We start from the raw sequence: 13,352 nt of genomic DNA on the forward strand, positions 1-13,352 counted from the left end.
GGTATCCCAGGAATTTTGAGAGCCTGCGGACACTAAACGACATCGCCCTCCTTCTCCGTAAGAACGGTCTCTTAGCGACACCTGAAATATCGCCAAATCGCTGCTACCAGGATCTGTCCTACGAACCCAGCGGGCGACGCAGCAGGTAGGTATCCATGATCCACCCCTTGCGTTGCCGGGCAGCCTCACGCAATTCACGGATCTGTCCGTGCACTTCATGCAACTTGCCGCTCACCAGCAGCTCGTCCTCGGTGCCCAGGTAGGCTCCCCAGTAGATGTCCAGGGTCTGGTCGACGAACTGGCCGAAGGCACAATGGGCATCGAGCATCACCACCACATTGTCCAGGTCGGCCACTTCCAGGCGCCGGCCAGTGGTGATACGGATCGGTTCGCCGATGCGGTTCAACGGGATTCGATGCCGCGCCGCCAGCGCCTGCACGCTGCTGATCCCGGGGATCACCTCGACCTCGAACGCCGGGCCGCCAAGCGCCACTACCCGCTCCAGTACCCGCAGGGTGCTGTCATACAGGCCCGGCTCGCCCCAGATCAGAAAGGCGCCGCACTCGTTCTCGCCCAGTTCCTCGTCGATCAGCCGGGCGAACAGTCCGGCGCGCTGCGCATGCCAACGCTCGACCCCGGCTTCATAGGCATCCTCATCGTTCTCGCGCAGCGGGTCGCTGACCTGCACCAGGCGATAACCCGGCTGTTCGATGTAGCGCTCGCAGATCTCCCTGCGCAGGTTCACCAGCTCTTCCTTGGCCCGTCCCTTGTCCAGCAGGAAGAACACCGAGGCGCGATTCAGGGCCCTGATAGCCTGCAGGGTGATCTGCTCCGGGTGGCCGGAACCGATACCGATCAATAGAACGCTCTTCACCGTTTTGCTCCTGGAAATGGGCACGATGGACGCCGTCCAGCCTGTTTCAGCTTATCCGAAACCTGGCGCAAGGTTGGCAGATGGCCGACGAAGGAGGCATTATCGAGCAGCAATAATAATAAAAGCGCCTCCAATGACTCGAACGACCCGTATCACCGATCCCTCCTATGAACTGATGGATGACCATAACGGTCTCTCCATCATCTACCGCCAGCACGGCTTCCCCTGCCCGCTGGTACGTTGGCATTTCCACAAGGAATACGAGCTGCACCTGATCGTCGCCAGCTCCGGCAAGGTCTTCATCGGCGACTACATCGGCAACTTCCATCCCTACACCCTGTTCCTCACCGGCCCCAACCTGCCCCACAACTGGATCAGCCAGGTGGCCGAAGACGAGGTGGTGCCCAAGCGCGACATGCTGGTGAACTTCACCGACGAACTGTTCGAGGAAGGCCACCAGATCTTCGCCGAGCTGAAAACCCTGGCGCCGCTGCTGGAACGGGCCCAGTACGGTATCGAGTTCCGCTGCAAGGACACCATCGGCCAGGCCGCGCAACTGATGCAACGCATCGCCGACTCCCAGGGCGTGACGCGCCTGGGGCACTTCCTGATCCTGCTGGAACTGCTCAGCACCTGCGACGACTACCAGTTGCTCTCCGGCGTCACCACCCCGCAACTGGCCGACGAAAACAATATCGACCGCACCAACCGCGCCGTCGACTACATTTTCGCCCACTACGCCCGGGAACTGCCGCTGGAAGAAGTCGCCGACTACCTGGGGATGAAGCCCACCTACTTCTCCCGGGTGTTCAAGCAGGCCACCGGGCGCTGCTTCGTCGAGTTCGTCAATCGCCTGCGCATCAGCAAATCCTGCGAACTGCTGGTCGATGGCGACAAGCCGGTCACCGATGTCTGCTTCGAGTCCGGTTTCAACAACATTTCCAACTTCAACCGGCGCTTCCAGCAGCTCAAGGGCATGACCCCCTCGCACTATCGCCGCCTGGCCGTCCAGCGCCTGACCGAACAGAACCTCGGTTGACCCCCTTCGGGCGCCCCGCTCGGGGCGCCCCCGGCCGATTGCGCAAAATCCTGTACGGATTTACCCCCGCCCGCCTACCCCGGAACACGCGGCCTTGAGCCTTCGTACGGAGGTTTCAACGAGACGCGCCCTACCCATCGAGTGCAAAAAAGTATCGATCACAGTGTCTTCAAGGATTTGTCTGGCTGGCGATTGAGGGCTGTAATCAGCCACAGATTCTTCCGGGGCACAGGAAGACACAACAACAATAAACCGACCTTCGACCGCCACCGGGCGCCAGAAGAGGAGTGTTCGATGAAAGCCATAGCAAAAGCTCTGCTCGTCTCCACCTGCCTGACCGCCAGCAGCGTCAGCTTCGGCGCCCAGACCCTGACCATCGCCACCGTCAACAACAGCGACATGATCCGCATGCAGAAGCTGTCGAAGACTTTCGAGGCCGAGCACCCGGACATCAGGCTGAACTGGGTGGTACTGGAAGAAAACGTGCTGCGCCAGCGCCTGACCACCGACATCGCCACCCAGGGCGGCCAGTTCGACGTGCTCACCATCGGCATGTACGAAGCCGCACTCTGGGGCGCCAAGGGCTGGCTGGAACCGATGAACAACCTGCCCGCCACCTACGACATCGATGATGTGTTCCCCTCGGTACGTGATGGCCTGTCGGTCAAGGGCACCCTGTTCGCCCTGCCGTTCTACGCCGAAAGTTCCATGACCTACTACCGCACCGACCTGTTCAAGGACGCCGGCCTCACCATGCCCGAGCGGCCGACCTGGGAGCAGTTGGGCGAATTCGCCGCCACGCTCAATCACCCGGACAAGGAGCAATACGGCATCTGCCTGCGCGGCAAGGCCGGTTGGGGCGAGAACATGGCGCTGATCACCACCGTCGCCAACGCCTATGGCGCCCGCTGGTTCGACGAGAAGTGGCAGCCGGAATTCACCGGCCCCGAATGGAAGAACGCCCTGAACTTCTACGTCGGCACCATGAAGAAATCCGGCCCGCCCGGCGCGTCGAGCAACGGTTTCAACGAAAACCTGGCGCTGTTCAACAGCGGCAAGTGCGCGATCTGGGTCGATGCCAGCGTCGCCGGCTCGTTCGTCACCGACAAGACCCAGAGCAAGGTCGCCGACCATGTCGGCTTCACCTTTGCCCCGCACCAGGTCACCGAGAAAGGCTCGGCCTGGCTCTACTCCTGGGCCCTGGCGATTCCCACCAGTTCCAAGGCCAAGGACGCGGCGAAGACCTTCAGCGCGTGGGCCACTTCCAAGGAATACGCGGCCCTGGTGGCCAAGGAAGATGGCATCGCCAACGTCCCGCCGGGCACCCGGGCCTCGACCTACAGCGACGCGTACATGCAGGCCGCGCCGTTCGCGAAAATCACCCTGGAATCGCTCAAGGTGGCCAACCCGAAAGATCCGAGCGCCAAGCCGGTGCCCTACGTCGGCATCCAGCTGGTGACCATCCCCGAGTTCCAGGCCATCGGTACCCAGGTCGGCAAGCTGTTCTCCGCCGCACTGATCGGCCAGACCACGGTTGACCAGGCCCTGGCCTCGGCCCAGCAGAGTACCGAACGCGAGATGAAACGCGCGGGCTACCCCAAGTAGACGCTGACCTGCAGGCGCCGGGCCTGCCCGCGAAGATCTCGGTCCAGGCAACACGCCATGCCAGGAACACCGAGTCGCACCCTTCGCGGGCACGCCCTGCTGCTGCACAAGATCCGCTCCCTGACCCCAAGCGGTTTTGAAGACCATGAATACCACCACTGCAAAAGCCCATATGGACCGTCCCCAGCCGCTGCGCAAAAGCCGTCTGCGCAACCCCGGCTGGTTTCTGGTCAGCCCCTCGGTAGCCCTGTTGCTGCTGTGGATGATCGTACCGCTGGGCATGACCCTGTACTTTTCGCTGATCCGCTACAACCTGCTCTACCCTGGCGAAAACCAGTACGTGGGCCTTGAGAACTTCAGCTACTTCCTCACCGACTCGGGCTTCCTGCCCGGCGCCACCAATACCCTGCTGCTGGTGGGCAGCGTGCTGCTGATCAGCGTGGTGTTCGGTGTACTGATCTCGGCCCTGCTGGAAGCCAGCGAGTTCCTCGGCCGCGGCATCGTCCGGGTACTGCTGATCTCGCCGTTCTTCATCATGCCCACGGTCGGCGCACTGATCTGGAAGAATCTGCTGTTCCATCCGGTCTCGGGCGTGCTCGCCGCGCTGTGGCGGCTGTTCGGCGCCGAGCCGGTGGACTGGCTGGCGCACTACCCGTTGCTGTCGGTGATCATCATCGTGTCCTGGCAATGGCTGCCCTTCGCCATCCTGATCCTGATGACCGCCATGCAGTCCCTCGACCAGGAACAGAAGGAAGCCGCGCGCCTGGACGGTGCCGGCCCGCTGGCGATCTTCTGGCATCTGACCCTGCCACACCTGGCCCGGCCGATCGCCGTGGTGGTGATGATCGAGACCATCTTCCTGCTGTCGGTGTTCGCCGAGATCTTCACCACCACCAACGGCGGCCCCGGCTATGCGTCGACCAACCTGGCGTACCTGATCTACAACCAGGCGCTGGTGCAGTTCGACGTCGGCATGGCCTCCGCCGGCGGCCTGATCGCCGTGGTCATCGCCAACATCGCCGCGATCATCCTGGTGCGGATGCTCGGCAAGAACCTGACAGACAAGCCCTGAGGCCCGCGCCATGACGACCCTGACCCTCAAACAATCACGCCGCCTGCAGAGCGTGCTGCTCGGCATCCTGGCCTGGGCCCTGGCCCTGCTGATCTTCTTTCCGATCTTCTGGATGGTGCTGACCAGCTTCAAGAGCGAAATCGACGCCTTCGCCACGCCGCCGCAGTTCATCTTCAGCCCGACCCTGGAGAACTACCTGCATATCCAGGAACGCAGCGGCTACCTGCGCTTCGCCTGGAACTCGGTGGTGGTGTCGTTCAGCGCCACCGCCCTGTGCCTGCTGATCGCGGTACCGGCGGCCTACTCCATGGCGTTCTACGAAACCCAGCGGACCAAGCGCACCCTGCTGTGGATGCTCTCGACCAAGATGCTGCCACCGGTGGGCGTGCTGATGCCGATCTACCTGCTGGCCAAGTCGTTCGAGCTGCTCGACACCCGCCTCGCGCTGATCGTGATCTACACCCTGATCAACCTGCCGATCGTGATCTGGATGGTGTACACCTACTTCAAGGACATCCCCCGGGACATCCTCGAAGCCGCCCGTCTCGACGGCGCCACGCTGTTGCAGGAGATGCTGCGGGTGCTGCTGCCGATCAGCAAGGGCGGCCTGGCCTCGACCATGCTGCTGTCGCTGATCCTGTGCTGGAACGAGGCGTTCTGGTCGCTGAACCTGACCTCCTCCAACGCCGCGCCGCTGACCGCGCTGATCGCCTCCTACTCCAGCCCCGAGGGGTTGTTCTGGGCCAAGTTGTCCGCCGTCTCGACCCTCGCCTGCGCACCGATCCTGATCTTTGGCTGGATCAGCCAGAAACAGCTGGTCCGCGGCCTGTCCTTCGGTGCCGTGAAGTAATGACCCCAACACGGACCGGTGTTCTGCCAAACAATCGAGGAGCCACATCATGGCCAACCTGAAAATAAGACATCTGCAAAAAGGCTTCGAAGGTCTGTCCATCATCAAGGGCATCGACCTGGAAGTGCGCGATCGCGAATTCGTGGTCTTCGTCGGCCCGTCGGGCTGCGGCAAGTCGACCCTGCTGCGGCTGATCGCCGGCCTTGAGGAAGTCACCTCCGGCACCATCGAGCTGGACGGCCGCGACATCACCGAAGTCAGCCCGGCCAAGCGCGACCTGGCGATGGTGTTCCAGACCTACGCCCTGTACCCGCACATGAGCGTGCGCAAGAACATGTCCTTCGCACTCGACCTGGCCGGCGTGGCCAAGGCCGAGGTCGAGCGCAAGGTCAACGAGGCCGCGCGCATCCTCGAACTCGGCCCCCTGCTGGAGCGCAAGCCCAAGCAACTCTCCGGCGGCCAGCGCCAGCGCGTGGCCATCGGCCGGGCCATCGTGCGCAACCCGAAGATCTTCCTGTTCGACGAACCGCTGTCCAACCTCGATGCCGCGCTGCGGGTGCAGATGCGCCTGGAGCTGGCGCGCCTGCACAAGGAACTGCAGGCGACCATGATCTACGTGACCCACGACCAGGTCGAGGCCATGACCCTGGCCGACAAGGTGGTGGTGCTCAACGGCGGGCGCGTCGAGCAGGTCGGCTCGCCCCTGGAGCTGTACCACTCGCCGGTCAACCTGTTCGTCGCCGGCTTCCTCGGCACGCCGAAGATGGGCTTTCTCAAGGGCAAGATCAGCCGCGTCGACGCCCAGGGCTGCGAAGTCGAACTGGAGGCCGGCACCCGCATCAGCCTGGCCCAAAGCGGCGCCAGCCTCAGCGTCGGCAGCCCGGTGACCCTCGGCATCCGACCGGAACACCTGGAAATCGCCAAGCCCGGCGACTGCGTCCTGCGGGTCACCGCCGATGTCGGCGAGCGCCTGGGCAGCGACACCTACTGCCACGTCCGTACCCGTTCCGGCGAGGCGCTGACCATGCGTATCCGCGGCGACCTGGCCAGCCAGTACGGCGAAACCCTCGACCTGCACCTGGACAGCGCCCACTGCCACCTTTTCGATGCCGACGGTGTGGCGCTGCCCCGCGCGCTGCGTGCCGCGGCCTGATCAAGAGAACCCGCAATGAACCTGAACAAACAGAACCTGCACAACCTGTCCCCCCAGGTCGCACTGCCCGGCTATGTGGCGAGCGACACCCGGCAGGGCATCGCCCATATCGGCGTCGGCGGCTTCCATCGCGCCCACCAGGCCTACTACACCGATGCGCTGATGAACCTCGGCGAAGGTCACGAGTGGAGCATCTGTGGCATCGGCCTGCGCCCCGAGGACCAGGGCGTACGTGACGCCCTGGCGGCCCAGGACCACCTCTACACGCTCTACGAACTGGGGGACGGCGACGACACCGAAACCCGCGTCATCGCCTCCATCAGCGGCATGCTGCTGGCCCAGGACGGTGCCCGGGCACTGATCGACAAGCTGGCCTCGGCCGAGATCCGCATCGTTTCGCTGACCATCACCGAAGGCGGCTACTGCATCGATGACAGCACCGGCGAGTTCATGAGCCACCTGCCGCAGGTCCGGCACGACCTCAGCCATCCGGACTCCCCCCGGACGGTCTTCGGCTTTCTCTGCGCGGCCCTGGCGCAGCGGCGGGCCAACGGTATTGCGGCCTTCACCCTGATGTCCTGCGATAACCTGCCGCACAACGGCGCGGTGACCCGCAAGGCGCTGCTGGCCTTCGCCGCGCTGCGCGACGCCGGCCTGCACGACTGGATCGCCGCCAACGTGAGCTTCCCCAACGCCATGGTCGACCGCATCACGCCGATGACCAGCTCGGCGCACCGCCTGCAACTGCATGACGAGCACGGGATCGACGATGCCTGGCCGGTGGTCTGCGAACCCTTCGTGCAGTGGGTGCTGGAAGACAAGTTCAGCAACGGCCGCCCGGCCTGGGAGAAGGTCGGCGTGCAGTTCACCGACGACGTCACGCCCTATGAGGAGATGAAGATCAAGCTGCTCAACGGCAGCCACCTGGCCCTCACCTACCTGGGTTTTCTCAAGGGCTACCGTTTCGTCCACGAGACCATGAACGACCCGCTGTTCGTCGCCTACATGCGCGCCTACATGGACCTGGACGTCACCCCGCAACTGGCCCCGGTGCCGGGGATCGACCTGGGCGACTACAAGAACACCCTGGTCGAGCGTTTCTCCAACCAGGCGATTGCCGACCAGTTGGAGCGGGTCTGTTCCGACGGTTCGTCGAAGTTTCCCAAGTTCACCGTGCCGACCATCAACCGGCTGATCGCCGATGGCCGCGACACCGAACGCGCCGCCCTGGTGGTGGCCGCCTGGGCCCTGTACCTCAAGGGCGTCGACGAAAACGGCGTGCGCTACCGCATTCCCGATCCACGGGCCGAGTTCTGCCAGGCGATGGTCACCGATGACAACCTGATCGTGCAACGCCTGCTGGGCGTGGAGGAAATCTTCGGCACTGCGATTCCCCAGTCCGAAGCCTTCGTCGCTGCCTTCAAGTCGTGCTACGACAGCCTGCGGGGAGTGGGGGTGAGCAAAACCCTGGAGCGCCTGCTGGCGAGAACCTGATCCCATTACCCTGTAGGAGCCAGGCTTGCCCACGAGGGGTCTTCCTGACATTCACACGTTGTCAGGGCCGACGCCTTCGCGAGCAAGCCCGGCTCCTACAGGGTTGTGTTCACACCACGACCGGGGGCGCGCCCCAACCACCAGGCACCACCATGAACCAGAAACTCTACCTCGGCATCGACTGCGGCACCCAAGGCACCAAGGCCCTTGTCCTCGACAGCGTCAGCGGCCAGGTGCTGGGCCAGGGCTCGGCCCCCCACGACCTGATCAGCGGCGCCAACGGCCGCCGCGAGCAGGACACCGGGCAATGGCTGGAGGCGTTCATCCAGGCCACCCACCAGGCCCTGCAAGCCGCACAAATCGATGGCCACGCCATCCGTGGCCTCGGCGTTTCCGGGCAGCAGCACGGGCTGGTGCTGCTCGACGAACAGGGCCAGGCCCTGCGCCCGGCGAAACTCTGGTGTGACACCGAAAGCACCCCGCAAAACCAGCGCCTGCTCGACTACCTGGGCGGCGAAGCGGGCTCGCTGGCGCGCCTGGGCCTGGTGATCGCCCCCGGCTACACCGTGTCCAAGCTGCTCTGGACCCGGGAGCAGCACCCGGACCTGTTCGCCCGCATCGCCCACGTCCTGCTGCCCCACGACTACCTCAACCACTGGCTCACCGGCCGGGCCTGCGCCGAGTATGGCGATGCCTCCGGCAGCGGCTATTTCGACGTGCGCCGACGTGACTGGGACCGGCCGCTGCTCCAGCACATCGACCCCAGCGGCCGCCTGCAGGCGGCCCTGCCGGAACTGATCGAGGCCCACCAGCCAGTCGGCCGGATACAGCCCGCCATCGCCCGGCGGCTGGGCATCAACCCCCGGGCCGTGGTCGCCAGCGGTGGTGGCGACAACATGATGGGCGCCATCGGCACCGGCAATATCCAGCCCGGCGTGATCACCATGAGCCTGGGCTCCTCCGGCACGGTCTACGCCTATGCCGAGCAGCCGCTGATCAGCCCGGATGCCGCAGTGGCGGCGTTCTGCTCCTCCAGCGGCGGCTGGCTGCCGCTGATCTGCACCATGAACCTGACCAACGCCACCGGCGCGGTGCGCGAACTGTTCAGGCTCGGGCTCGACGAGTTCAACGCCCTGGTGGCCCAGGCCCCCATCGGCGCCGAGGGCGTCAGCATGCTGCCGTTCCTCAACGGCGAGCGGGTGCCGGCCCTGCCCCGGGCCAGCGGCAGCCTGCTGGGCCTGACCCTGACCAACCTGAACCCGGCCAACCTGTGCCGCGCCGTGGTCGAGGGCACAACCTTCGGCCTGCGCTATGGCCTCGACCTGCTGCGCGGCAACGGCCTGCAGGGCCAGAGCATCCGCCTGATCGGCGGCGGCGCGAAAAGCCCGGTCTGGCGGCAGATGGTCGCCGACATCATGAATACTCCGGTCATCTGCACCGAACAGAGCGAGGCCGCCGCCCTCGGTGCGGCGATCCAGGCGGCCTGGTGCGAGTCCGGAGCGCTTCACGGCCTCGCCGAACTGTGCGAGCGTTGCGTCAGCCTCGATACCGGCAGCGAGACCCGGCCGATCCCGGCCCATGTCAGCGCCTATCAACCGATTTATCACCGCTACCGCCAACAGGTCGCGGCCCTTCAAGAGCAAGAGTGAGCATCCATGTATCTGGTCTGTGGTGAAGCGCTGTTCGATTTCTTCAGCGAGCCCGACGCGAGCGGGCAAACCTCGAAAGTGAATTTCAAGGCGATTGCCGGCGGTTCGCCGTTCAACGTCGCGGTGGGCCTGCGCCGCCTGGGCGTGGAGGCGGCGCTGCTGGCCGGGCTGTCCAACGACTACCTGGGGCGCCGCCTGCAACAGGTTCTCCAGGAGGAAGGCGTGCGTGCCGACTACCTGCGGGATTTCGACGCGCCCACCACCCTGGCGATGGTTGCCGTCGGTGCCGATGGCTCGCCCCAGTACAGCTTTCGTGGCGAGGGCTGTGCCGACCGCCAGTTGCTGCCGGAACACCTGCCGCCCCTGGACGACGCGGTGCGCGGCCTGCATATCGGCTCCTACTCGTTGGTGGTGCAGCCGATCGCCGATACCCTGCTGACGCTGGTCCGCCGGGAAAGCGGACGCCGGCTGATCACCCTCGACCCCAACGTACGCCTCAACCCGCAGCCGGACATCGGGCTGTGGCGCCAACGCATCGCCGTCCTGGCGGCCCACGCCGACCTGATCAAGGTCAGTGACGAGGACCTGCACCTGCTCTACCCCGATCGCGAACCGCAGGACGTCGCCCGGGAATGGCTGGAGCAGCGCTGCCAACTGCTATTCCTGACCCGTGGCCGCCAGGGTGCCAGCGTCTACAGTCGCCGCCACGGGCACTGGTCGGTGCCGGCCCGACAAGTCACCACGGCCGATACCGTGGGGGCTGGCGACACCTTCCAGGCGGCGCTGATCGCCTGGCTGACCGAGCAGCAACTGGATTCGGTGCAGGGCCTGGAACGCCTGGAAAAGACCCAGATCGAAGCCATGCTCGACTTCGCCGTCCGCGCGGCCGCGATCACCTGCAGCCGCATCGGGCCGGACCTGCCCTATCGCCACCAGGTGGTCTGACGGCAGGAAAACGACGGATGGTGCCTCGGACTGTCATTTCTGACAGGTGGCAAACGAGAGGCCGTAGCGTTAACTAAGCCCGTCACTTGTAGAAGGCCGTCACAGGTGAGCCAGAGAAACGTCTCATCAAGGATGGATCAAACATGGCAAGCCTTCTGAAAGCTCATGCAACCACGCTCATGACCTGTGGCGTCCTGTCCGTCGGACTCATCGCACCGCTCGCGCACGCCGCCACCTTTCAGCCCGTGGGGCCCACCAGCGCTACCGCCAGCAGCATCGCTCAATCGGTGAACAGCACCGGCAAGGTCGTCGGAGCCATCGGCTCCGATACACCGGGCGGCCCCGATCGGGCCTGGGTCGATCCGGGTGTCGCGCTGACACCGCTGAACAGCGGTGACTCATGTCGCGCCAACAGCATCAGCAACGAACCATCGACGGGAAGTCCCAATCGCATACTCGGTGTCTGCACGGCACCCAGTGGCCTGGCACGTGTAACAACCTGGTCATCCGGACTCAACAACCCCACCGAGGACAAACCGCTGTCGCTGCTCGGCACCGGGCTGCTGCCCGACACCAGCGCCAAAGCCACCTCCCGCAGCCGCGTCACGGGGTTCACCGCCGGCCAGAGCCTGAACAGTGCCGGACAGGCCACCTCCGTTGTCTGGAACCAGGGCAACGCCGTCGCTCTGGCCCTGCTCGACGTACCGCTGGTGCGCGACAACTGCCTGCCTGTCGGGGTCAATAACCAGGCATTCAACAATCTCGCCATCGCGCTCAACTGCCCCGGCCCCGGTGGCACGGTAACGCCAAAGCTTGCCACCAACGGGCTGCTGGGCTTTACCGTGGTCAATCTGCAGGTGCCCACCAACAGCCATTGCGAACTCGTTGCCGTCAACACACAGCGCCAGGTTTTCGGTACCTGCCTGGACCCGGCAACCTCCAAGTCGACAGCCGCCTACTGGGAAACCCCGTCCAGTGCGCCGAAGTTGCTCAATATGTCCGGGCACCCGGCCAACCAGGCCAAATTCGCCAATGAACTCGGTTATGTGGCGGTCACCTATCAGCTGACATCGGGTGGCTTCGGGGCGGCGCTCTGGCAACCGGCAGCCAGCCGCATATGGTTCGTCACCCCACCGGCGAACATCACATCCCTCGCGATCGTCGCGCTGGCGAGCAGCAATCGCCTGCTGTTGGACCAGACCAATACGGCACAGATCGTCAACGGTGCCACCTGGACAGTTGAAAACGGTCTGCAGGCCTGGGGCAGCTATCAGGGGCAGCCGGTCCAGGGTATCGACATGGATAGCAGCGGCAGCTATGCCGCTGCCACAGCCACGGTCGCGGGGAAAGTCGTAGCGCTCAGAGCAATCCTGCCCTGAACCGATCCTCGGGAGTGCCGGGCAGCCCGCTCAACCCGGGCCGTCTTCGCCGTCCTCCACCAGGCCCCAGTCCTTCACATCCAGCTCCCGAGCCGCCACTGGCGGCGCGGGTGGTGTGCTCTGCGGGGCCAGAGCCCCGCCGTCCTGATGCAATTTCAGGCGCAGGCGCAGGTTGTTCACCGAGTCGGCGTTCTTCAGCGCCTCCTCCTCGTCGATCGCCCCCTCCACCACCAGGTTGAACAGCGCCGTGTCGAAGGTCAGCATGCCGCTGACCTCGGATTTCTCCATGATGCCCTTGAGTTCGGAGAACTCGTTGCGCTTGATGAAATCGCGGATCGTCGGCGTCCCCAGCATCACCTCGACCGCGGCCCGGCGCTTGCCATCGGTAGTGCGCACCAGACGCTGGGAGACGAAGGCCTGCAGGTTGTTGCCCAGGTCGTTGAGCAACTGCGGGCGACGGTCCTCGGGGAAGAAGTTGATGATCCGGTCCAGCGCCTGGTTGGCATTGTTGGCATGCAGGGTGGAAATCGCCAGGTGCCCGGTGTCGGCAAAGGCCAGGGCGTGCTCCATGGTTTCACGGTCGCGGATCTCGCCGATGAGGATCACGTCCGGGGCCTGGCGCAGGGTGTTTTTCAGCGCGGCATGGAAACTGCGGGTGTCGACCCCCACCTCGCGCTGGTTGATGATCGACTTCTTGTGCCGGTGAATATACTCCACCGGGTCCTCGATGGTGATGATGTGCCCGCTGCTATGCCGGTTGCGGTAGTCGATCAGCGCCGCCAGGGAGGTGGACTTGCCCGAGCCGGTGGCACCGACGAACAGCACCAGGCCACGCTTTTCCATGATGGTTTCAAGCAGGATCGGCGGCAGCTTGAGGTCTTCGAAACGGGGTATTTCCAGCTTGATGTTGCGGGCTACGATGGAAACCTCGTTGCGCTGCTTGAAGATATTGACCCGGAAGCGCCCGACACCCGGCAACGACAACGCCAGGTTCATTTCCAACTCCCGTTCGAACTGCTGGCGCTGTTCGGCGTCCATGATACCGTCGGCAATCAGCGCCACCTCACCGGTCTTGAGCGCTTCGGTGCCCAGCGGCTTGAGTACGCCATTGAACTTGGCGCAGGGCGGCGCCCCGGTCGACAGGTACAGGTCCGAACCGTCCTGGGCGGCAAGGAGTTTCAACAAGGCGTGGATTTCCATGGCAACGATGTCCGCAATACATTCGAATGAGGTTGAAATGCTCAACCAGGCGTCATTTCAGATTGGCAACGCGCTACAGCTTGGCGGGATAA

Annotated in this window: 11 protein-coding genes; 9 read left to right on the forward strand and 2 right to left on the reverse strand. The window is 64.4% G+C overall.

Annotated features, from left to right (window positions below; all coding sequences use genetic code 11):
• Nucleotides 1–118 precede the first annotated feature (118 nt).
• Complete coding sequence (gene cobF / locus PF66_RS07450; protein ID WP_054062302.1) at nucleotides 119–874, reverse strand: precorrin-6A synthase (deacetylating); 756 nt, start codon at nucleotides 872–874, stop codon at nucleotides 119–121.
• Between the two features lie 133 nt (nucleotides 875–1,007).
• Here cobF and PF66_RS07455 point away from each other — a divergent pair, with 133 nt between their 5' ends.
• The 9 genes from PF66_RS07455 (at nucleotide 1,008) to PF66_RS07495 (ending at nucleotide 12,060) form a co-directional block, all read left to right on the forward strand.
• Nucleotides 1,008–1,913 (forward strand): AraC family transcriptional regulator, encoded by a 906-nt coding sequence (locus PF66_RS07455; RefSeq protein ID WP_054060685.1) that lies wholly within the window; start codon nucleotides 1,008–1,010, stop codon nucleotides 1,911–1,913.
• Nucleotides 1,914–2,207: 294 nt separating this feature from the next.
• Nucleotides 2,208–3,518 (forward strand): ABC transporter substrate-binding protein, encoded by a 1,311-nt coding sequence (locus PF66_RS07460; RefSeq protein WP_054060686.1) that lies wholly within the window; start codon nucleotides 2,208–2,210, stop codon nucleotides 3,516–3,518.
• Between the two features lie 145 nt (nucleotides 3,519–3,663).
• Nucleotides 3,664–4,590 (forward strand): carbohydrate ABC transporter permease, encoded by a 927-nt coding sequence (locus PF66_RS07465; protein WP_054060687.1) that lies wholly within the window; start codon nucleotides 3,664–3,666, stop codon nucleotides 4,588–4,590.
• A gap of 10 nt (nucleotides 4,591–4,600) precedes the next feature.
• Complete coding sequence (locus PF66_RS07470; RefSeq protein WP_054060688.1) at nucleotides 4,601–5,440, forward strand: carbohydrate ABC transporter permease; 840 nt, start codon at nucleotides 4,601–4,603, stop codon at nucleotides 5,438–5,440.
• Nucleotides 5,441–5,489: 49 nt separating this feature from the next.
• A complete protein-coding gene (locus PF66_RS07475; RefSeq protein WP_054060689.1) occupies nucleotides 5,490–6,593 on the forward strand; it encodes an ABC transporter ATP-binding protein in 1,104 nt (367 codons plus the stop codon).
• Nucleotides 6,594–6,608: 15 nt separating this feature from the next.
• Nucleotides 6,609–8,087 (forward strand): mannitol dehydrogenase family protein, encoded by a 1,479-nt coding sequence (locus PF66_RS07480; protein ID WP_054062303.1) that lies wholly within the window; start codon nucleotides 6,609–6,611, stop codon nucleotides 8,085–8,087.
• Between the two features lie 152 nt (nucleotides 8,088–8,239).
• Nucleotides 8,240–9,736 (forward strand): xylulokinase, encoded by a 1,497-nt coding sequence (xylB, locus tag PF66_RS07485; RefSeq protein ID WP_054062304.1) that lies wholly within the window; start codon nucleotides 8,240–8,242, stop codon nucleotides 9,734–9,736.
• 6 nt (nucleotides 9,737–9,742) lie between these two features.
• Nucleotides 9,743–10,681 carry a carbohydrate kinase family protein gene (locus tag PF66_RS07490; RefSeq protein WP_054062305.1) on the forward strand — a complete coding sequence of 313 codons (939 nt, stop codon included), beginning with the start codon at nucleotides 9,743–9,745 and terminating at the stop codon, nucleotides 10,679–10,681.
• A gap of 143 nt (nucleotides 10,682–10,824) precedes the next feature.
• Nucleotides 10,825–12,060 (forward strand): hypothetical protein, encoded by a 1,236-nt coding sequence (locus PF66_RS07495; protein WP_152972978.1) that lies wholly within the window; start codon nucleotides 10,825–10,827, stop codon nucleotides 12,058–12,060.
• Nucleotides 12,061–12,090: 30 nt separating this feature from the next.
• Here the strand turns inward: PF66_RS07495 and PF66_RS07500 are convergent, their stop codons facing one another.
• Complete coding sequence (locus PF66_RS07500) at nucleotides 12,091–13,260, reverse strand: PilT/PilU family type 4a pilus ATPase (RefSeq protein WP_054059740.1); 1,170 nt, start codon at nucleotides 13,258–13,260, stop codon at nucleotides 12,091–12,093.
• Between the last annotated feature and the right edge of the window lie 92 nt (nucleotides 13,261–13,352).

The sequence above is a fragment of the Pseudomonas asplenii genome, assembly GCF_001293465.1.
GTDB lineage: Bacteria > Pseudomonadota > Gammaproteobacteria > Pseudomonadales > Pseudomonadaceae > Aquipseudomonas > Aquipseudomonas fuscovaginae_B.

Excerpts from the sequence above, each read along its gene's own strand:
- PF66_RS07455 (WP_054060685.1), top strand. The coding sequence starts at position 1,008 with ATGACTCGAACGACCCGTATCACCGATCCCTCCTATGAACTGATGGAT.
- PF66_RS07460 (WP_054060686.1), top strand. The coding sequence starts at position 2,208 with ATGAAAGCCATAGCAAAAGCTCTGCTCGTCTCCACCTGCCTGACCGCC.
- PF66_RS07465 (WP_054060687.1), top strand. The coding sequence starts at position 3,664 with ATGAATACCACCACTGCAAAAGCCCATATGGACCGTCCCCAGCCGCTG.
- PF66_RS07470 (WP_054060688.1), top strand. The coding sequence starts at position 4,601 with ATGACGACCCTGACCCTCAAACAATCACGCCGCCTGCAGAGCGTGCTG.
- PF66_RS07475 (WP_054060689.1), top strand. The coding sequence starts at position 5,490 with ATGGCCAACCTGAAAATAAGACATCTGCAAAAAGGCTTCGAAGGTCTG.
- PF66_RS07480 (WP_054062303.1), top strand. The coding sequence starts at position 6,609 with ATGAACCTGAACAAACAGAACCTGCACAACCTGTCCCCCCAGGTCGCA.
- xylB (WP_054062304.1), top strand. The coding sequence starts at position 8,240 with ATGAACCAGAAACTCTACCTCGGCATCGACTGCGGCACCCAAGGCACC.
- PF66_RS07490 (WP_054062305.1), top strand. The coding sequence starts at position 9,743 with ATGTATCTGGTCTGTGGTGAAGCGCTGTTCGATTTCTTCAGCGAGCCC.
- PF66_RS07495 (WP_152972978.1), top strand. The coding sequence starts at position 10,825 with ATGGCAAGCCTTCTGAAAGCTCATGCAACCACGCTCATGACCTGTGGC.
- PF66_RS07500 (WP_054059740.1), bottom strand. The coding sequence starts at position 13,260 with ATGGAAATCCACGCCTTGTTGAAACTCCTTGCCGCCCAGGACGGTTCG.